This is a genomic window from Haloarcula sp. JP-Z28, from assembly GCF_011440255.1.
GTDB classification, from domain to species: Archaea; Halobacteriota; Halobacteria; order Halobacteriales; family Haloarculaceae; genus Haloarcula; species Haloarcula marismortui.
In genome coordinates this window covers 13849-32074 of the sequence record NZ_JAAOHT010000010.1, presented here as the reverse complement: position 1 = coordinate 32074, position 18226 = coordinate 13849, and the positions used below count along the sequence as shown (strand labels likewise).

Below are 18226 nucleotides of genomic sequence, written 5' to 3'. Positions count from 1 at the left end.
GTTGCGTCGCCCGCTACTCGACCAGCGGCGTGCCGGTCATCGCGTCCGGCCGGTCGATACCCATGAGCGTGAGCATCGTCGGCGCGAGGTCGGCCAGCGTCCCGCCGTCACGGGCAGTCCGACCGCCGGCAGTTCCGTCGGGAGAGAGGTAGATGAACGGGACGGGGTTGGTCGTGTGGGCCGTGTGCGGGTCGTCTTCCGTGCCCATATCGTCGGCGTTCCCGTGGTCGGCACAGATGAGTGCGTGACCGCCAGCAGCCCCAATTGTCTCGACCAGTCGCCCGAGCTGTTCGTCAACGGCTTCGACGGCGGTCACCGCCGCGTCGAAGTCGCCGGTGTGGCCGACCATATCGGGGTTGGCGAAGTTCAGGACCATCGCGCTGGGGTCCTCAGTCTCGATGAACTCGATAGCGGTGTCGGCCAGTTCCGGCGCGCTCATCTCTGGCTGGAGGTCGTAGGTCGCCACGTCAGGGCTATCGACGATTTCGCGGCTCTCGCCGTCGAACGCGACCTCACGGCCGCCGTTGAGGAAGTAGGTGACGTGGGGGTACTTCTCCGTCTCGGCCAGTCGAATCTGTGTCTTCCCGGCTTCGGAAAGCACCTCGCCGAGTACGTCCTCGGGCTGGTTCGGCGGGAAGGCGACCGGCAGGTCGAACGTCTCGTCGTATTGCGTCATCGTCACCAGCCGGGTGTCCGGTGGCTCGGTGTCGGCCCCCCAGTCTTCGGGTCGGATATCGCCGAGCATCCGGGTGAGCTGTCGGGCGCGGTCCGACCGGAAATTGAAGAAGACGACCGCGTCGCCGGCTTCGAGGCCGGCGTGGTCACCGACAGTCGTGGGTTCGATGAACTCGTCAGTGGTGTCGCGGGCGTACGACTCCGTGGCGGCCGTGACGGCCTCATCGGCGTGGTGGTCGCCCTCTCGGTGAACGATGGCGTCGTAGGCCCGGCGGGTCCGTTCCCAGTTCTGGTCGCGGTCCATCGCATAGTAGCGTCCGCAGACGGTGGCGACGTGGCCGGTCCCGTGTTCCTCGACGTGGGCTTCGAGGTCGGCGAGGTAGTCCTCGCCGCCGGTCGGCGAGGTATCCCGGCCATCGGTGAAGGCGTGTGAGACAGCGTCAGTCCCGCGCTCGCCGGCGAGTTCGATGAGTGCGTGCAGGTGGTCCTGATACGAGTGGACGCCACCGTCCGACACGAGGCCCATGAACTGAACCCGGCCGCCGTGCGCCTCGGCGTGCTCGAAGGCCGATAGAATCGTTTCGTTCTCGAAGAACGGCGGGTCCTGTGCGTCGTCATCGGGCGGGGCTTCGCCCCGCGAGCGGGCGATACTGTCGCTGACGCGAGCAGAGTCCTGCTTGACGACGCGGCCGGCCCCGATGTTGAGGTGGCCGACCTCTGAGTTGCCCATCTGGCCCTCCGGGAGACCGACCCGGCGGCCGTGGGTGGTAAGCGTCGACGCTGCGCCCGCGTCTCGGTAGCGGTCGAAGTTCGGCGTGTCGGCGGCGGCGACGGCATTCCGGACATCGTCGTCCGGATTCAGGCCCCACCCGTCCAAGATGATGAGTCCGGCGTCCATATCCAGTGGGTCACGCGACCGGCCTAATACACTGTCGGTCAGTCCCGAACGTGACGGTCGATAATGCGAAATTCGGCGGTGCTGGTGGGGCTATCCCCCCGCCTCCGCCCCGCTATCGTTGTCGGTATCTGGAACCCTGAAATTAAGAGGGTGGCCCGCCTTCGGTCGGGCATGACTCGAAATATTCTCTCGGAGGATCTGGCCGACGCAATCGTTACGACAGCCCGGACGGCGACGGGCGACTCGCTGCGCTCGGTGACGTATTTCACACGTGCGAACTTCGAGCAGCTCTACCTGCGGGACGACCTCGAACAGGACGCCGACCTCAACGACTTCGTCGGCCACGAATGGCAGGGGTACAAGCAGACAAAAAACGCATACCAAGAGTCCGAGCTGGGCGACTATCGCTTCACCGTGCGCGCGTTCTCCAACGGCTACCTCGTGCGGGCGACGACCGAACGTCAGGGCGTGCTCATCACCACGGACGGCCTGACGATGCAGTCCTACGAGGAAATCGCCGAGGCCATCGAACGTCTGCTCCGCGAGGAGTCGGGCAAGGAGTAACCACCGAATCGGCGGGTGACCAAAGGGTTATGCCCGTCCCGGCGAACCCACGGGCATGACGCTGGACCCGGTTCACGTCGACGGAATCGCCAAGCTCGCTGGGCAGGTACGCGAGACCGTCGAGACGAGTGACCAGGAGGCGGCCGCCGAGGAGGTGTGGGACAGCTTTCTCGACCCGCTGTGGCAGGACGGAACGAAGATTCTGGAGCCGCTGGACGAGCAGCGCCGCCGGAAGGTCCCTATCGAGGATATCGCGCTGGCAGACCCGCCGTTTCCGACCCAGCACGGCCTGGATTCGGGGACGATCAATCCGACGACGTTCAAGAATGGACTGGTGCTGGACGTGGCGCAGGCTGCGATGGGCAGTGTCCCATCAGACGTGGAACTCCACCGGGGCCGGACCATCATCATGGCCGTCCACTCCAACGACGCGACGCTGGGATTCGACGGCGAGTGGCAAGGCGGGGACCGCGGCTACGCCAAACGGCGCGTCCTCGACGTGCCACAGGTCGACCGCTACGAGCAGCGGGTCGTCCACGCACTGGCGCTGTACCTCGCGGAGAGCCGGCACGCGCTGACCAACGCCGACGTGGTCGAGGACCTGTTCATCCTCGACGGCCCTATCTACCCGACCGGTGTCCTCCGATGGGCCGACCGCGACACCGAACTGGCCGACCTGCTCGCGGAGGACGACCGGCCCAAGACGGTCGTGAACAACTACGTCGACCTCGTCGAGCGGTTCGTCGAGCGGGACGTTCCGATGGTCGGGTTCATCAAGAACTCCTCGACGAAGGCCCTCACGCGGGCACTCCGGCGCAAGACCAACGCCCCGTGGGTGAACGACACTGCTTTTTTCCGCCGAATCCTGGAACGCCGCGACGACGAGGGCGAGCGCCAGACCGACTGTCTCACTGCGACGAACTGGTTCCGCTCGCGGGGCGGCACTGACGGCATCATGGCCGCCGACGGTGACGCGCTGGGCATCGAGCGGTCGCTCGACCCCGAGGCCTACGAGGTGACGTTTTTCGTCCTCTACGACCCGCGTTCGGACCTCGTGTTCCGCGTCGAGGCCCCGTACGTGTTCACCAAAGACCCAGAGTGCCGGACCAAACTCACCCGGCAGATCCTCCACGACGTGGCCCGGGAACAGGGGCCGCCGCTGGCAATCGGAAAGGCCGACGAGCTTGCCAAAATCGACCGGCAAGGCAGTGAGGAACTCACCCGCCGCATCGAGCGGACCTTCGAGACCGACCGCGAGCGAGAGTACAACGATATCCGGTGGGGAGCCGTCGAAGAATCGTTCTGAAGCGTGCTATCCGCGGCGGGCCAGAACGATGGCGTACAGGAGGACGAGGAGCCCGACGAGTTCTGTGATAGTGCCCGGAAGGGGAAACACCACTCGCGGGAAGACCTGCACGGCACCAAGGGTAACTAGGTACGAGACGAAGGTGAGGAGGCTGATTCCGACGGCCAGCGCGAGCATGGAGCGGGTCCGCTGTCGACGGTAGCCGACGAGCGCCAATGCAGCAATGAGCAGTCCGACCCCCGTCTGTGCGAGGTGGAACGCAGTGTTTACGGTGACCCACGTTTCGGCGGAGAGGCCGGCAAAATCCATCAGAGCCCCTCCCAGAGGTCTACCAGCGCGTCGGCGAACTCGTGTGTCTTTGACTCGACGGCAAGGCTGACATCGAAGGTCCCGTCGGTGAGACACACGGTGAGTTCGTCCATCTGTGCCTCGTACACGTCTACATGGTGCCCATCGTCCGCGATTTGCGTTCGAGCGGCGACGAGGCCGCAGTCCTCAAGCGCGTCGAGACGGCGATACACGGTCGAGAGTGACATCTCGCAGTCGTTGCTGAGTTCAGTTGCTGTCATCGGTCTGTGACTCGTGGCTGCAAGGAGCGCGCGAGCGTATTCGTCGTCGAGGAGGGCAAACACCTCAGTCGGGGACGGGTCCTCGGCCACGCGCAGTAGTTCACCCGGCATCGTCGTATAACTCACCGGTCGTTCGCTGACTCAGAAAACGGGCCACTCCGACTACGCCGTCTCGGCCTGCTGTACCGTCACGTCGACCGTCTTGCCGGCGACGCCGAGCCGGGCGAACTGCGTTCGGACATGTTCCTTGGCCGCGTCGATGGCCGCATCGCGCGTCTCGAAGCCGCGGGGCATCGGGGATTCGAAGGCGATTCGTATCTCGCGGTCGCCGATGGACTGGACCTGCCCGCCGCTCTCGACCTCGTAAAAAGCGTCACAGACCCAGACGTAGGGCGTCCCCTCGTCCGGCGCGCCCTTGAACTCGGGCGGCTCCTCACCCGGTTCGTACAGCGTCCCGGTCAGCGCCGTCCCGCCTGCCGTCCCCCGAATAAGCAACATAATCCTATATAGGGGCCCCAACGGCAAAATATTCTCCCCCGGGTCAGGGCTCGCAGTCGACCACGACGGGCAAGTGGTCGGAGCCGTAGTGGTCGTCGTCGCGGTCGGCGATGACCGCTCGGGTGTCGACGGCCACGTCCTCGCTGACGAACACGTGGTCGATACCCATCTCGGGGAGCAGGTCGTGGAAGTCGGTTCGGCTTGTCGTCGGGCCGTGGGTGACGGTCGCTGTGTCGCGGGTGTCAACGAGCCGGCGGCCGTCCGGGAGTTCGTGCCCCTCGGCGCGCTCGTAGGCCGGTTCACCGACGACACAGTTGAAATCACCCATCACCACTGCGGGCGCATCCCGGGTGGCAGAGTCGAGATGGTCAAGCACCAGTTCGATACCCTCGACACGCGCGTCAGCCCCCTGATGGTCCAGATGCGTGTTCAGACACAGGAGGTCATCGTCGGTGTCGCGGTCACGAAGGCGGGCCCAGGTCGCCACGCGGGGATAGGCAGCGTCCCAGCCGACGCTGCTCGGCTCGGCGGGCTGTTCGGAGAGCCAGAACGTGTTCGTGGCCGCACAGTCGAAGCGCTCGGCCCGGTAGCCGATGGCCGTGTGCTCCCCGCCGGCATCGACGGATTCCCGTGGGTCACCGACCCACTCGTAGCCGTCCAGCAACACCTCTAGCTCCCGGAGCTGGTGTGCCATCGCCTCCTGCACCCCGATAATATCGGGATTGTGATACTGGATGGTCCCCGCCACCAGCCGCCGCCTGTGGGGCCACCCGTCTACCCCATCCCCGGCGGTATCGTACCGCACATTGAAAGACATCACCCGCGTCGGCTTCATATGCGTTCGTTGACAGCCATCCGGGTAAGGTTTCACATTCATGCTGCTGGGGAAAGGTGTTAATCCCCGGCTACCCTGAACTGGGGTATGTCCGACCTCGGGGATTTCACTGATTTCGACGGCGACGACGCGGCGGCTGACGACGAGGCCGCACAGTCGGCCGAGACGGCCGATGACGGTGATGGGGCTGTCGATGCGTCGGGGGAAACCGACCCGACAACACAGTCTGCAGACGATGACTTCGAAGATATGGATGTGACACCGGCCGGAACAGACACCGGCCTCGGCGTCCTCTCGGCCGCGAACGGCCTCCGGATCAGCGAGGAAGCGGAGGAAACGGTCCTCCGGGCGTACGTCACCGCGCGGAACCGCTCGCGTCTGCGCATCGGCACGTATCTACTCGTCCCATACCCAGGCGGTGAGCGCCTGTTCTGCCGCATCAAGGCCCTGGAGTACGCCCAAGAGTTCCATGCCGACGACGCGACCGAAATCCACGCCCGGCGAGCGATGCGCGAGCGGGGCATCGACGAGCGGGATTTCAAATTCATCGCCGAGCTTGAGCCGGTTGCAGTGCTGTACAGCGACGGTGGCGAACTCAAACGTCGGATGACTGACCGGGTGCCAAAACCCGAAACCGTCGTCCGGGAGGCCACCGACAAGTCCGAGATCAAGACCGGCCTGAAGATTCCCGAGGACGGCGTCTTTCTGGGCCACCTTGCCGTCGGTGGCGAAAAGGTCCGGACGGCCGCCGAGCCGCCGACCATCGACTACCGGCTGAAAGACGACTACGTCGCCGGTGACCCGCTCGTGTTCCGGCACACCCTCGTTGCTGGCGGGACCGGGTCCGGGAAAACCCACAGTTCGAAAAACGTCCTGCGGCAGTATCTCGGTCGGACCTACGAGATGGGCGACGGCCGCACACCCGAACTCGCCGTCGTCCAGTTCGACCCCCAGGACGAGTACGCCCAGATGCACGACGACAACCCCGAGATGACCGACGAGTTCGAGCGGCGCTGTGAACGGGAAGGCATCGCTTACGGCGGGCACGACGACACTATCGCCTTCGTTCCGAAGGTGGCCGGGGCCGACTACAACGCCAGCCACCACCGCGCCGAGCAGGTGGAGTTCACTATTCCGTTCTCACTCGTCCACGACAATCCCTGGCTCATCGCCGGGTCAAGCCTGAACGACAACCAGTACGGCGCGCTGGTGAACACACTGCTCCCGCGGTTCAAGCGCGAATACGGGGAGGGCGGGACCTACAGCGACTTCCGGACCTTCCTCGGAGACCCCGCGCTCAAGGAGGAACTGGACGAGGCGGGAGACGTGCACGAGGCTACGTTCGACGCCGTCAAGCGCCGCGTGCAGGGCTTTGGCGCGGTTTTCGACCAGGACGCCCGACCAATCACCGACCAGATTTCGCAGTTCGTCCGCGACGGCGGGCTGACGGTTATCCCGACGTACCACATCACGGACTCCCGGACCGCATCGACAATCGTACTGGCCGTCTCCAGCCTGCTCATCGACCAGAAGCTCTCGAACGACCCGGACTACGACCGCATCAAGGAGACGCCGCTCGTCCTCGGGATGGACGAGGCCCATAACTTCCTGACCGACGCCGACAGCGTGCAGGGCCGCAAGGTCATCGGGAAGTTCACCGAGGCCGCCAAACAGGGCCGCAAGGAGCGTCTCGGCCTGTACCTCATCACGCAGGACCCACAGGACATCGCCGACCCGGTGTTCAAGCAGATCAATACGACGATGGTACTCAACCTCGGCGACGAAGACGCCATCTCGGCGGTGAACATCCCCAGCAATCTGGAATCGAAGGTTCCCTACATGGAGAAGGGCCAGCGGGTCGTCTACTCGCCCGATAACTCCGAGCCAGTCGAACTCATCGGCCTGTCAACGTGTGTGACTCGCCACGGGCGAGACTGACAAACAGCAGGCCAACTCACCGATTGCAGCGGGCCGAAGATTCAAACCGGCCCCAGCGGAAGTGGACGTATGGCAAAACGAATCCTTGTTCCGGTCGACAGCTCAGACCAGGCATCGGTGGCCTGTGAGTTCGCAGCCGAGGAGTATCCGGACGCGACACTCGTTCTCCTGCACGTCATCAACCCCGCAGAGGCCGGCTACAGCGCGGAGGCATCGATTCCCTCGTTCTCCGAGGAGTGGTACGAGACACAGAAGGCAACGGCGGAGGACCTCCTCGACGACCTTGAGTCGGAAGTGACCGAGGCCGGTGTCGAGTCCGTCGAACGCGTCATCGAGGTCGGGCGACCAACAAAGGTCATCGTGGAGTACGCGGATGACCACGACATCAACCAGATCGTCATGGGGAGTCACGGCCGCTCGGGAATGTCTCGCATCCTTCTGGGTAGCGTCGCCGAAATCGTCGTCAGACGGGCGTCTATCCCCGTAACCGTCGTCAGATAGCGCTACGGGTGCCGGACGATATGAACGTCGTATTCAGGGTCTTCTGACACCGGTGAGCCGACGCTACAGACCGGCGTCGACACCCGCCCGGCGTTTTCACTGCCGATGAACACGATTGAGGCCTCCTCTTCGTGAGCGACTTCTCTGATTGTCCGGGTGATATTCGTCGTCGTCGATGCCATCGAGCTCACGTCTTCCGGGACCTCATAGCGGAACGACGCCGCCGGGGCGACTGACTCGGCTTGCTCTCGCATCCGGTCGGCGACCGCCTCAACAGTGAACGCCTCATCCGCGTCGAGCCAGCCGTGTTCCCTCGCGTACGCCGCATCGTCCGGGATAACAGACAGTGCAGTGATATCCTCATCGCGGTAGTCCGCGAACTCCATCGCCCGCGTGAGCGCGGCTTTCGACAGGGCCGAGCCGTCAAAGGGAACGAGTAGTACCATATCCCACTTGTTGCCCGGTTGTGATTTATTGGTTCCGCTAACCGGGGCAATCGCAGAGAGAAAGTGACGGTGGCGACACATCCCGGTCCTGTGGTAAGCCGAGCGAATAACCCGGCAAGCTGTCTGTAACTAACCCTGTTGAGTGTGACCAATAGTCATGGAATCGATAGACGATGCACTCACGTATCCCATGGAGGACGACGACTGGACCGTGACCGTCCTCATCGGCGGGGGCCTCAGCCTCCTCTCGTTCCTCGTCATCCCTGCAATCCTCGTGTACGGCTATCTCGTTCAGGCAATCCGCAAGCGAGCAGACGGGGCGACACAGCCGCCAGGGTTCGAAGACTGGGGGGAACTGCTTGTCGACGGCGTCAAAGCCTGGCTCATCGGTATCGTGTATATGCTCGTCCCGCTCGTCGTGTTCGGAGTAACTGTCGGCGGCAGCCTGTTCGCGCTGGCGACCGGGACTCGTGCCGGAGCGGGTGCCGGCCTGGCCGGCCTCTTCGGTGGGCTGGCCATCTCGTTCGTCCTGTCGCTAGTGTTCGGCTACGTTGCGACAGCGGCTATTATCCACTTCGCCTGTACCGGCGAGTTCGGTGCCGGGTTCGACTTCGGGACGCTACGGACGTTAGTCATGTCTCCGGAGTACGCGACACCGTGGCTGGTCTCGATTGCCCTGTTCATCGCCGTCAACGTCGTGGTGAACTTGCTCAACGTCGTTCCATTCATCGGCTCGCTTATTGCCGTGCTGCTCAGTCCGTTCGCCACCTTCTACGTGCTCGTCGTCGCGACGGACCTCTGGGCCAGCGGCTACAACGCCGCACTTGATGATCGGGATGAATCGGAGTCGGTCGGGACGGCGACGGTTTAGAAGATGTTAGCCTGCTGGTAAACTGAGATGCCGTCGTTCGTTATCTCGTAGGGTTTCGTCTCCCGGGAGTGGTTCGCGTTCCGTATCTTCTGGATCTCGACGGCGAGTCGCGTCTCGCTGGTGTCTGACCGGACGTACTGAAGGATGAACACGGCGTCCGTCAGGTATTCGATGATACCGTGTCTGGACGCAAAGGGGTTGGTCTCGCTGGCTTCGGAGACGAGCATCGTCGTCACGCCGGCCTGTTTCAGCGACCGGGTGAAATCGAACACTTCAGTGCGTCGTCGCGACTGGTCGTCGTACATCATCTCAAGCAGTGAGACGGAGTCAAGCACCAGCCGGTCGGCGTCGAACTTCTCGATGAGCGCCGGCAGCTCGCCGCGAATGTTGTCCAGACTGTTTGCCATCTCGACCGGGTCGAGGTCGACAATCGCTAGCTGGCCCTGCTCTTCGTACTCCTCAAACCCCCAGCCGCGGTCACCGGCGGTGTCCAGTATCGCGTCGTGGGACTGTTCGAGCGTCAGAAACACTGCGTTTTCGCCGTTCCGAAGGCCGTGGTGGAGGAACTGCAATCCGAACGTCGTCTTCCCGGTTCCAGCTGAACCGATAGTGACGATGAGGTGGCGCTGTGGAATCCCGCCCTGAATCATCTGGTCGAGTCCCTCGATACCGATGTCGACCCGTGGGATATCGGACTCGAACTCCTCCTCGAAGTCGCTCCCGCTGTCACCGCCACCGCTGCCGGCAGACTCGAACGCCGTGGCGAAGTCGTCGTCAAAGAGCCCGCCGCCATCACCATCGCCGGGGGACCCAGCGTCGGCATCAGCAGGCCCACTCTCGCTGCTGAAGGGGTCACCGCCGCTGTCGTCGAACGGGCTGCTGTCCCCGCCAGAAGCGGCGCTGCCGTCATCACCAAACGGGCTGCTATCACTGCCTTCAGTAAAGTCGGCGCTGCCGTCGTCATCGAACGGGCTGCTATCACCACTGCGCTTGCCGTCGTCACTGTCGGCCCCAAACGAGTCAGTGCCGGTAGACGCCGGTTCCTCGGTGTCGCTCTCGGATGGCGTCGCCGAAATGTCGTCTGCCTCAGTCGGTTCGCTGTCGCCGTCCTCGTCGTCCAGCGCACTTTCAAACCAGTCGTCGTCGGACTCGTCATCCTCACTCATACGCACGACCACCAGCCACACGAACGGCCCATGGAAGTGGATACGCGTCGGGACTGATATAATTGCTGTCGTAGAGGGTTTATATACGGCCGGCGGGAACGTCCGACAATGACTGTCGGGATCGTCGCGCAGCGGGACAACGACCGGGCTATGTCGCTTGCGAGTACACTGTGTGACCGACTGCGCGCCACGTCGGCGGCCGTCGTTGTCGACGAAACGACCGCCGGAGCGCTGGGTGACCACGACGCATGGGAGGCAGCCGTGCCCGATTCGGCTCCGGTCGATGAGATGTCCGCCTGTGACCTCGTCGTGAGTATCGGCGGCGACGGGACGTTTCTGTACGCGGCCCGCGGTGCGGGGTCAACGCCGATACTGGGGGTCAATCTCGGCGAAGTCGGCTTTCTGAACGCTATTGCACCCGAAGAGGCCGTCGAGACGGTCGTCGCGGAGGTCGAACACATCCAGAAAACCGGGAGCGCCAGAACGCGGGCCAAGCCGCGGTTGCAGGCCAGCGGCGACGACTGGGAGCTGTCGCCAGCGCTAAACGAGGTCGTCGTGCAGGGCGAGCGCCGCGGTCACGGCGGCGGGGCGACGGTCGATGTGTACGTCGATGACTCGCTGTACACGTCCGGCCACGCCGACGGCGTACTGGTGGCGACACCCACCGGCTCGACGGCGTACAACCTCAGCGAACGCGGGCCGCTCGTCCACCCCGACGTGGCTGGCCTCATCATCACGGGGATGGCAGACGAGATGGGGACGCCACCGCTGGTCGTCGACGTTGACAGCGAAATCGTCGTCGAACTCACAGACGCCGACAGCGGTGTCGTCGTCAGTGACGGGCGGGTTCGAAAAGACGTGGTCCCACCGGAGCGGATAACGGTCTCGCGTGCGGGCGAGCCGGTCCGGCTTGCCGGTCCGCCGCTTGATTTTTTCACCGCACTTGACAAGCTGGCCTAACGCCGACCGACGGCGTACAGCACCGGGGCGAGGACGAGCAGCACGATACCGAATAGTTTGTACTGGAACGACGATGCGAGGACGCTCGCACTGTTCGGTTCCATCGCCGATGCCGGCGTAATCACGAGCAGTGCGCCCAGCGCAATTGTGTGCAGTCCCAGCATCCGGAGCGATCGTTGCGGGAGAATTGCGACGAGCCCACCGACAAAGCCGAGTAGCAGGACATCACCGATGGTGTAGTTCAGCAGGAAACTATCGATGAGTTGCAGCGGTGACGCGAGCATTCCTATCCAGAATCTCGCCGGGATGGAATCTTTAAAGTTCCGTTACGCCGCCGACCCGCGGGCGGCGTCTGGCCGTTCACTCGCCCGCTGTCCCCAGCGGTGTGAGCAGGAGGTAGCCGGTCGATGGGGCGCCGGCTGTCCGCAGCCGAAACTGCCGCGGTTCGTCGGGTGCCGTCGAGAGGGCGACGACATCAAGGTCAGCCGTGCTGACTGTCTCGGCGTCCACTTCGTCGATACCGGCCACGAGCAGGGCTTCTGAGAGGGCTGTCCCGCTGAGGCGGTCGGACGGGACGTCGAACGTGGCCCCAAACGATTCGTTTGCTGCACGCACGACCGGGCCGTGGCCCTCGTCGGCGAAGTACAACACCGGGTCAGGATGACCGTCGAAGAGGTCGACCGGCTGTGGCTCCGGTGTGTGCTTGGCATCTGCCGACACAGTCATCGTCTCGTCGGTCGTCTCGCCGGGCGAATCAGTCACCAGCAAGTAGGAAACGCCGCCCAGCCCGCCGCCAAGCGCCAGACCGAGGCCGATGGTGACCTGTTCCGAGAGCCCAAGTGAGAACACTGACTGCACCGCCAGCGCGACGGTGGCGAGCACGACCGCTCCTGCTCCTATCCACCCGATCACGGCCGCGAGGCTGCCAAGACGGTGTCGACCGCCTGTGTCCGCCGACGACTTGCTCATCGGTACACACTCAATGGGCCATCGGTTAACGCTTTTCGAGAGGCGGCTGCCGATAAGACATATACAGTTGCCAGCCCTAGACTTGCGTAATACTGTGTCCAGAACAACAGGCGGCCCGCCGCGGGTGCTCGTCGTTGACGACGAACACGACGTCGCCGACACGCAGGCCCTGAAACTGGGTGAGCGTTACGAGACGACGGTTGCGTACAGTGGCCAAGCAGCGCTCGACGCTGCCGGCCCGGAGTTCGACGCTGTGTTGCTCGACCGACGAATGCCCGACGTGCACGGTGACGACGTGCTTTCGCGGTTGCGTGAGCGAGGGTACGACGGCATCATCATCATGCTGACCGCGGTCGACGCTGATCTGAATATTCTGGAGATGCCGTTCGATGACTACCTCCAGAAGCCGGTCGGCCAGTCGACGCTCCTGTCGACGCTCGATCAACATCTCGACAGACCCGACGAGGACGATAGGCTCGACAAGTACTTCCGGATTTCCTCGAAGCTCTCTGTGCTGGAACGCGAAAAGTCCGCATCACAACTGGAATCGAGCGCCGAGTACACGGAGCTAAAGGAACGTGCCAGGGAACTGGAATGGATGCTGCACGCCGAGAACGATGATTTCGAAGAGCTGAAACAGACGTACCAGTCTATCAGCCGAAGCTAGGTGTTGAGAATCAGCGTCTCTTCGATGTACTCGTCGATGGTATCCCGAACCTCGGCGACAGGATTGTCGTTGCGCGTTGCGCTCTGAAGAATTACACCGTCGAGTATCGTGATCATGAACCGCGAAACCGTGTCGGGGTCGACATCGGCGAAGACTCCCTGTTCGATGCCGTCCTCGATGATCTGTACGAGCTGTCGGGCGAACAGTTCGTCCGTCTCAGTGAATTTCTCGCGGAAGTCCGGGTTCTGGACTGCCTGAGCACGCATCTCGACGTACGAACCGAGTACGGCGTTCTTGGTTGGCGTTTCGACGCAGTCCGGGAAATCGTCGAGAATGAGACTGACAAACGTCTTGATGTCCTGTTCGGGGTCGCCGGTCGACTCGATCTGAAAAATGCGGTTAAATTCCGTGAGGATGAACTCCTGAAACGACAACAGGAGGTCCTCCTTGCCATCGAAGTGGTGATAAAACGTCGATTTGCTGAGGTCGGCCTCGTCCGCGATTCGCTGTATCGAAAGTCCGGCATACCCGTATTCCCGGAGGGCACGGAACGTGGCTCGCATTATCGCCTCGTGCGAGTCCGCTGGCTCCCCGGCGAACGGAATTCCATCACTCATCCCGACCGAATATTCGTTCGGGCAGTAAATATCTTCCCACTGTTACTGAACCACAACGTTGATACGCGACCGAACGTTCGTTCGATGTACACGGTTCGGGCGAGAGTCTGTACAGACGTATGTGGGCATATATGCAGATCTCCCACGCATGACGTCCGCTCCGGACAGAAATAACGACACGGCATGTCCGAAGTGTCCCTACGCATGAAACCACGAACATTACTGACGCTGGCTGTTGTCGCATTGCTCATGGCATCCGGAACGGCTATCGGGGCCGTGACCGGAAGTCCCGACTTCGACGCAACGTTCGTCGATAATACCGTCACACCCGGTGAGGAGACGACACTCGACGTTGTCCTCGTCAACAGCGGAACGGTCGACTCTGGGTCCACGAGCCAGGGAATACAGAACAGTGAGGTGACCACCGCCCGCGGGACCACAGTCAAGGTCAACGACGGAGACGCTCCGATTACCGTAACAACGAGCAAGCAGGCCGTCGGCTCCGTCCCGGAAGGCAAGACGAGTCCGATTTCATTCGACATCAGCGTCGATGACGACGCAAGTCCTGGGGACTACACCGTTCCCGTCATCATCGAATACGAGTACACGAGCTATATCTCCGAAAACGACGGGGCACGTGACGAAAAGACCGCGACCGAACGGGTCGAACTCGAACTCGAAATCGACGACGACGCGGCCTTTGACGTGGTGAGCGTCGACTCCGGCGCACGCGTCGACTCAGTCGGGACGGTCGCAGTCACCGTCGAAAACACTGGTGACGAACCAGCCCGAGAAGCCTCAGTAACGCTGGAATCGACGAACCCTGAACTCACAGTCGGTAGCGACACCAGCAGTTCCCGGTTCATCGACACCTGGGAGGCTGGTGAACAGCGGACCCTCCGGTACCGCGTCGGTGCAAGCGGCGACGCCAGAGCCGAACCGTACCAGTTTGACCTGCAGGTCGACTTCGACGACACGGACGGGGTACGAAAGAGTACGTCCGCCTCGTCGCTCGGGATTACACCTGCCCGCGAGCAAACGTTCAGCGTCCGGGGCGTCGACAGTGACGTCGCCATCGGCGATTCGGGGACGTACAACGTCACGCTCCACAACAATGGGCCAGTGACTGTCAGAGACGCCACGGTCTCCCTGCGCTCACAGAGCAGCGAAATCGCGTTCGGTGAGTCTAACTCCGCGGAGCAGTACATCGGGACGTGGGAACCAGGAGAGACTCGCATCGTCAGCGTTGACGCGTCCGCAAGCGAGGACGCGTCCGTCAGAGGGTATGCAATCTCCGCCACAGTCGGCTACAACGACCCGGAGGGTGATTCCGGTGTTGACGACGGAATCGCACTCGGAATCCGGCCCGAGCCAGAGCAGTCCTTCGAGCTAGGCGACGTTGAATCGACCCTGCAGGCAGGTGACGACGGCACGCTGGAAGCGTCACTCACCAACACTGGCGACCGAACGGTCCGTAACGTTGTCCTGAACTGGGAGAGTTCCCACGACAACATCTCGCCGAAGGAAACCCAGTACGCAGTCGGCGACCTCGAGCCGGGCGAGTCGGCGACCGTCTCGTTCGATGCCGACGTGTCCGATAACGCGAACGCCGGCCCACGACAGTTCGATTTCGTCGCCACCTACCGCAACAGTGAGGACGACAGGCGCGAGAGCGACACGCTCGAAATCCGACAGAGCGTCGACGGGAGCGCCGATGAGTTCATTGTCGAGACGACGAACGCGTCCGTCAACGTTGGTGGGTCCAGCACGCTCGAAATGACCATCACCAACGATGCCGGGCAGCGACTGACCGATATCGAGGCAAAACTGTTCGCCGAGTCACCGATCTCCGTCTCGGACGACCAGGCGTACGTCGACAGCCTTGACCAGGGTGAGTCAACAACCATCGAGTTCGGCATCAGCGCAAGCGGTGCCGCGATGACGAAGAGCTACCCCGTTTCGGTGGACTTCCAGTACGAGGAACCGGACGGAGATACGCCGGTGTCTGATACCTACCGGCTTCCGATCTCCGTGACCAACTCCGGCGGTGGCAGTTCACCACTGACGGCGATTATCGGCGTCGCACTCGTGGCCGCCCTGGCCATCGGCGGCTACTTCAGGTTCCGCTAACGCATGGATTATCAGCGCTACATCGATTGGGCAGACGACCGCATCGTCCACGATTCACGGAAGGTGGTGCTCCTCTTCCTGGTCGTGACGGTGGTCTTCAGCGCCGGCCTCGGGGGCGTCTCGACCAATTCCGGGACATCGCAGTTTACGACCGGACTGCCGGCCGAGGAGGCACTACAGGAGGTCAACGACAAGTTCTCGCCGACCTTCTCACCGGATACAGGGAGCACACAGCTGATCCAGCAGGAGACGAACGTGCTCTCGAAGCCGGCGCTGCTCCGGATGCTCAGGTCACAGCACCGGCTGGAACAGCGCGGAACGCTCCGTGTCACATCGACCTCAAGCGCCGCCAGCATTGTCGCCAAGCAGCTAGACCCGGAAGCGACGACAACTGAGCAACAGGTCTATGCTGTCGAAGCCGCAACGCCGAGTGAAATCGACGCTGCCGTCAGGCGCGCGGCCGAGCAGAATCCCCGGTTCAAATCACTACTGAGCAAGGACTTCAACCGCAAAGCCGCCTCGGCGTCGGCGACCATCGGAGTCGTCACACACGAGGTCCCGGCGGGAATCTCCTCCGGGTCAGGCCAGGGCGGTTCGAGTCCGCTAACGAGTATCCAGAAACAAGCCGGGTTCACTGTCGCCAGCGCTGACCACGGTGGCATTACCCTGTTCGGTAGCGGTATCGTCGCAGACGAGTTCTCGAACGTCGTCGGCGACTCGCTCATCCTGACCGTGCCCGCGGCAGTGCTGTTCATTCTGTTTTTCCTGACGATTGCCTACCGCGACCTCGCGGACATGGCGCTTGGCCTGCTCGCGCTGTTTATGGCCGTCGTCTGGACGTTCGGCTTCATGGGGCTTGCCGGCATCCCCTTCTCACAGATGCTCATCGCCGTGCCACCGCTGTTACTGGCGGTGGGTATCGACTTCGGGATTCACGCCGTCAACCGATATCGGGAGGAGCGTGAAACCGGGGCGTCCATCCAGAAATCGATGCGGATCACGACCGACCAACTGCTTGTCGCGTTCTTCATCGTGACCGGCACGACAGTCATCGGGTTTGCCGCGAACCTCACCAGCGCACTGCCGCCGATTCAGGACTTCGGCTACGTGGCCTCTGTCGGTATCACCTTCACCTTCCTCATCTTCGGGGTGTTCCTGCCCGCGGCGAAGGTAGAACTGGACCGGCTCCGCCAGCGCTACCCAATTCCGACGTTCAGCGAGACGCCGCTGGGCGCGGAGGATTCGGCACTCAGTGACGTGTTGCGCGGCGGTGTCGTCATCGCGAACCGCGCCCCGATCATCTTCCTCGTGCTCATCCTCGTATCTACGGTCGGTGCCAGCTACTACGCCACCGGCGTCTCGACGTCGTTCAGTCAGGAGGACTTCCTGCCGCCCGAGGAGAACCCGGACTTCGTCGAGGCCCTGCCGGAGCCGTTCGCTCCGAGCGAATACACCGTAACGGAGGTGACGAACTTCCTCGATGAACGGTTCGACACGACCCAGTCCAGTCAGGCGACGGTGTACGTAGAGGGGCCGATGCGGAACGACGCGGCGCTTGAGCAGATGTATCGGGCGGGGAACAACCCGCCGGACTCGTTTGTTCGAGAAGACGGGCGTGCTGATTCGACGTCTATCGTGACCGTCATCCAGGACCGGGCGGACGAGGACCCCGAGTTCCGCCGAATGGTCGAGCGCAACGACCGGAACGACAACGGGATCCCGGACGATAACCTCGAACAGATATACGAGTACCTGCTCGACTCGTCGGCCCGTGGCCAGGCGCTCGAGTACATCACCGAGGACTACCGGAGCGCACGTGTTGTCTATACCGTCGAGGCGGACGCGACCGACGCAGAGGTGACCACCGATACGCGAAACGTTGCCGACGACTTCCGGTATGAAGCGACGGCAACCGGCTCGGTTGTCGTGTTCCAGGCCGTCTCGGACCTCATCCTGGAGTCTGCGATCCAGTCGCTGGCGATCGCGCTTATCGGCGCGTCAGTGTTTCTGGTCCTCATCTACAATATGCTGGAGGGGCGGCCGTCGCTCGGCCTCGTGAACATCATTCCTGTCGTCGTCACGGTGGCGTGGCTCGGCGGGACGATGCGGGTGCTCAGCATCCCGTTCAACGCGTTGACAGCGACGATGTTGGCGATAACTATCGGACTGGGGGTCGACTACTCAGTCCACGTCACCCACCGGTTTGCCGACGAGTTCGACGAAAACGACCTCGAAACGGCACTGGACCGGACCGTTCGCGGGACCGGTGGCGCGCTGTTCGGGAGTATGCTCACCACGACGTTCGGCATCGGCGTGCTCGGGCTGGCTGTGTTCCCCGCAATCGGCCAGTTCGGTATCCTGACGGCGTTGTCGATCGGGTACGCGTTCCTCGCGTCCCTGCTGGTGATCCCCTCCGCACTTGTCGTCTGGGACCGAGTGTTCAACGCTGACTGGTCGGTTCGTGGCATACTCGGGTTCGGGCGGTCGCGTCCACCCGCGCCCGTCGACGGCGACGACTGACCAGTCGGTTCGGTGGGCCAGACTACCACACGTCGGTCGTGTCCGGGCGAAACACGCCACTGAAGCCTTTATTTAATGCCGTCGCTCTAGCACTGG

General features: G+C 62.9%; 19 protein-coding genes. 9 read left to right on the top strand and 10 right to left on the bottom strand.

All coding sequences use genetic code 11. From position 1 onward, the window contains the following. Positions 1-13: 13 nt before the first annotated feature. Positions 14-1573 carry a 2,3-bisphosphoglycerate-independent phosphoglycerate mutase gene (gpmI, locus tag G9463_RS06385; RefSeq protein WP_165896271.1) on the bottom strand — a complete coding sequence of 520 codons (1560 nt, stop codon included), beginning with the start codon at positions 1571-1573 and terminating at the stop codon, positions 14-16. 171 nt (positions 1574-1744) lie between these two features. On the opposite strand from gpmI, the gene G9463_RS06380 reads away from it, so the two are divergent. Next, positions 1745-2137, top strand: coding sequence for a hypothetical protein (locus G9463_RS06380; RefSeq protein ID WP_004963876.1), 393 nt, complete (start codon positions 1745-1747; stop codon positions 2135-2137). A 55-nt stretch (positions 2138-2192) separates the two neighbouring features. After that, positions 2193-3443 carry a DNA double-strand break repair nuclease NurA gene (locus tag G9463_RS06375; protein ID WP_165896270.1) on the top strand — a complete coding sequence of 417 codons (1251 nt, stop codon included), beginning with the start codon at positions 2193-2195 and terminating at the stop codon, positions 3441-3443. Between the two features lie 6 nt (positions 3444-3449). Here the strand turns inward: G9463_RS06375 and G9463_RS06370 are convergent, their stop codons facing one another. The 4 genes from G9463_RS06370 to G9463_RS06355 are packed head-to-tail and all read right to left on the bottom strand — an operon-like array spanning position 3450 to position 5345. Further along, positions 3450-3752: a hypothetical protein gene (locus tag G9463_RS06370; RefSeq protein WP_165896269.1), complete on the bottom strand. Its 303-nt coding sequence runs from the start codon at positions 3750-3752 to the stop codon at positions 3450-3452. Next, complete coding sequence (locus tag G9463_RS06365) at positions 3752-4123, bottom strand: helix-turn-helix domain-containing protein (protein ID WP_007189069.1); 372 nt, start codon at positions 4121-4123, stop codon at positions 3752-3754. The genes G9463_RS06370 and G9463_RS06365 overlap by 1 nt, the downstream gene beginning before the upstream one ends. 51 nt (positions 4124-4174) lie before the next feature. After that, positions 4175-4510, bottom strand: coding sequence for a hypothetical protein (locus tag G9463_RS06360; RefSeq protein WP_165896268.1), 336 nt, complete (start codon positions 4508-4510; stop codon positions 4175-4177). Positions 4511-4553: 43 nt separating this feature from the next. After that, positions 4554-5345, bottom strand: coding sequence for an endonuclease/exonuclease/phosphatase family protein (locus G9463_RS06355; protein ID WP_165896267.1), 792 nt, complete (start codon positions 5343-5345; stop codon positions 4554-4556). 87 nt (positions 5346-5432) lie between these two features. Between G9463_RS06355 and G9463_RS06350 the strand changes: the two genes are divergently transcribed. Together G9463_RS06350 and G9463_RS06345 are read left to right on the top strand one after the other, a co-directional pair. Continuing rightward, positions 5433-7283 carry an ATP-binding protein gene (locus G9463_RS06350; protein ID WP_165896266.1) on the top strand — a complete coding sequence of 617 codons (1851 nt, stop codon included), beginning with the start codon at positions 5433-5435 and terminating at the stop codon, positions 7281-7283. 69 nt (positions 7284-7352) lie between these two features. Next, positions 7353-7784, top strand: a complete 432-nt coding sequence (locus tag G9463_RS06345) for a universal stress protein (protein WP_165896265.1) — start codon at positions 7353-7355, stop codon at positions 7782-7784. A 2-nt stretch (positions 7785-7786) separates the two neighbouring features. Here the strand turns inward: G9463_RS06345 and G9463_RS06340 are convergent, their stop codons facing one another. Then, positions 7787-8230 (bottom strand): universal stress protein, encoded by a 444-nt coding sequence (locus tag G9463_RS06340; protein WP_049939108.1) that lies wholly within the window; start codon positions 8228-8230, stop codon positions 7787-7789. A 157-nt stretch (positions 8231-8387) separates the two neighbouring features. Between G9463_RS06340 and G9463_RS06335 the strand changes: the two genes are divergently transcribed. After that, positions 8388-9101 (top strand): DUF4013 domain-containing protein, encoded by a 714-nt coding sequence (locus G9463_RS06335; protein ID WP_165896264.1) that lies wholly within the window; start codon positions 8388-8390, stop codon positions 9099-9101. Here G9463_RS06335 and G9463_RS06330 read toward each other — a convergent pair. Then, a complete protein-coding gene (locus tag G9463_RS06330; protein WP_011224774.1) occupies positions 9098-10267 on the bottom strand; it encodes a KaiC domain-containing protein in 1170 nt (389 codons plus the stop codon). The genes G9463_RS06335 and G9463_RS06330 overlap by 4 nt on opposite strands. A gap of 108 nt (positions 10268-10375) precedes the next feature. Here G9463_RS06330 and G9463_RS06325 point away from each other — a divergent pair, with 108 nt between their 5' ends. Further along, complete coding sequence (locus tag G9463_RS06325; RefSeq protein WP_165896263.1) at positions 10376-11227, top strand: NAD(+)/NADH kinase; 852 nt, start codon at positions 10376-10378, stop codon at positions 11225-11227. On the opposite strand, the gene G9463_RS06320 is transcribed toward G9463_RS06325, so the two are convergent. Next, the gene (locus G9463_RS06320) at positions 11224-11511 is read right to left on the bottom strand and encodes a hypothetical protein (protein ID WP_004963905.1); all 288 of its coding nucleotides are present in this window, start codon (positions 11509-11511) and stop codon (positions 11224-11226) included. The genes G9463_RS06325 and G9463_RS06320 overlap by 4 nt on opposite strands. Positions 11512-11587: 76 nt before the next feature. Further along, a complete protein-coding gene (locus tag G9463_RS06315) occupies positions 11588-12196 on the bottom strand; it encodes a hypothetical protein (RefSeq protein WP_007189077.1) in 609 nt (202 codons plus the stop codon). Positions 12197-12320: 124 nt separating this feature from the next. Here G9463_RS06315 and G9463_RS06310 point away from each other — a divergent pair, with 124 nt between their 5' ends. After that, positions 12321-12863 carry a response regulator gene (locus tag G9463_RS06310; RefSeq protein WP_165896295.1) on the top strand — a complete coding sequence of 181 codons (543 nt, stop codon included), beginning with the start codon at positions 12321-12323 and terminating at the stop codon, positions 12861-12863. On the opposite strand, the gene G9463_RS06305 is transcribed toward G9463_RS06310, so the two are convergent. Continuing rightward, positions 12860-13480 (bottom strand): TetR/AcrR family transcriptional regulator, encoded by a 621-nt coding sequence (locus tag G9463_RS06305; RefSeq protein WP_004963914.1) that lies wholly within the window; start codon positions 13478-13480, stop codon positions 12860-12862. The genes G9463_RS06310 and G9463_RS06305 overlap by 4 nt on opposite strands. 204 nt (positions 13481-13684) lie before the next feature. Between G9463_RS06305 and G9463_RS06300 the strand changes: the two genes are divergently transcribed. Both G9463_RS06300 and G9463_RS06295 read left to right on the top strand, forming a co-directional pair. Beyond that, entirely contained in the window at positions 13685-15610 is a 1926-nt protein-coding gene (locus tag G9463_RS06300; protein WP_165896262.1) for a COG1361 S-layer family protein, read from the top strand. A gap of 3 nt (positions 15611-15613) precedes the next feature. Further along, positions 15614-18130 (top strand): RND family transporter, encoded by a 2517-nt coding sequence (locus tag G9463_RS06295; RefSeq protein ID WP_004963920.1) that lies wholly within the window; start codon positions 15614-15616, stop codon positions 18128-18130. The last annotated feature ends 96 nt before the right edge of the window (positions 18131-18226 follow it).

Bases quoted from the DNA above. Each gene is read 5' to 3' on its own strand.
- gpmI (WP_165896271.1), bottom strand. From the start codon at position 1,573: ATGGACGCCGGACTCATCATCTTGGACGGGTGGGGCCTGAATCCGGAC.
- G9463_RS06380 (WP_004963876.1), top strand. From the start codon at position 1,745: ATGACTCGAAATATTCTCTCGGAGGATCTGGCCGACGCAATCGTTACG.
- G9463_RS06375 (WP_165896270.1), top strand. From the start codon at position 2,193: ATGACGCTGGACCCGGTTCACGTCGACGGAATCGCCAAGCTCGCTGGG.
- G9463_RS06370 (WP_165896269.1), bottom strand. From the start codon at position 3,752: ATGGATTTTGCCGGCCTCTCCGCCGAAACGTGGGTCACCGTAAACACT.
- G9463_RS06365 (WP_007189069.1), bottom strand. From the start codon at position 4,123: ATGCCGGGTGAACTACTGCGCGTGGCCGAGGACCCGTCCCCGACTGAG.
- G9463_RS06360 (WP_165896268.1), bottom strand. From the start codon at position 4,510: ATGTTGCTTATTCGGGGGACGGCAGGCGGGACGGCGCTGACCGGGACG.
- G9463_RS06355 (WP_165896267.1), bottom strand. From the start codon at position 5,345: ATGAAGCCGACGCGGGTGATGTCTTTCAATGTGCGGTACGATACCGCC.
- G9463_RS06350 (WP_165896266.1), top strand. From the start codon at position 5,433: ATGTCCGACCTCGGGGATTTCACTGATTTCGACGGCGACGACGCGGCG.
- G9463_RS06345 (WP_165896265.1), top strand. From the start codon at position 7,353: ATGGCAAAACGAATCCTTGTTCCGGTCGACAGCTCAGACCAGGCATCG.
- G9463_RS06340 (WP_049939108.1), bottom strand. From the start codon at position 8,230: ATGGTACTACTCGTTCCCTTTGACGGCTCGGCCCTGTCGAAAGCCGCG.
- G9463_RS06335 (WP_165896264.1), top strand. From the start codon at position 8,388: ATGGAATCGATAGACGATGCACTCACGTATCCCATGGAGGACGACGAC.
- G9463_RS06330 (WP_011224774.1), bottom strand. From the start codon at position 10,267: ATGAGTGAGGATGACGAGTCCGACGACGACTGGTTTGAAAGTGCGCTG.
- G9463_RS06325 (WP_165896263.1), top strand. From the start codon at position 10,376: ATGACTGTCGGGATCGTCGCGCAGCGGGACAACGACCGGGCTATGTCG.
- G9463_RS06320 (WP_004963905.1), bottom strand. From the start codon at position 11,511: ATGCTCGCGTCACCGCTGCAACTCATCGATAGTTTCCTGCTGAACTAC.
- G9463_RS06315 (WP_007189077.1), bottom strand. From the start codon at position 12,196: ATGAGCAAGTCGTCGGCGGACACAGGCGGTCGACACCGTCTTGGCAGC.
- G9463_RS06305 (WP_004963914.1), bottom strand. From the start codon at position 13,480: ATGAGTGATGGAATTCCGTTCGCCGGGGAGCCAGCGGACTCGCACGAG.
- G9463_RS06300 (WP_165896262.1), top strand. From the start codon at position 13,685: ATGAAACCACGAACATTACTGACGCTGGCTGTTGTCGCATTGCTCATG.
- G9463_RS06295 (WP_004963920.1), top strand. From the start codon at position 15,614: ATGGATTATCAGCGCTACATCGATTGGGCAGACGACCGCATCGTCCAC.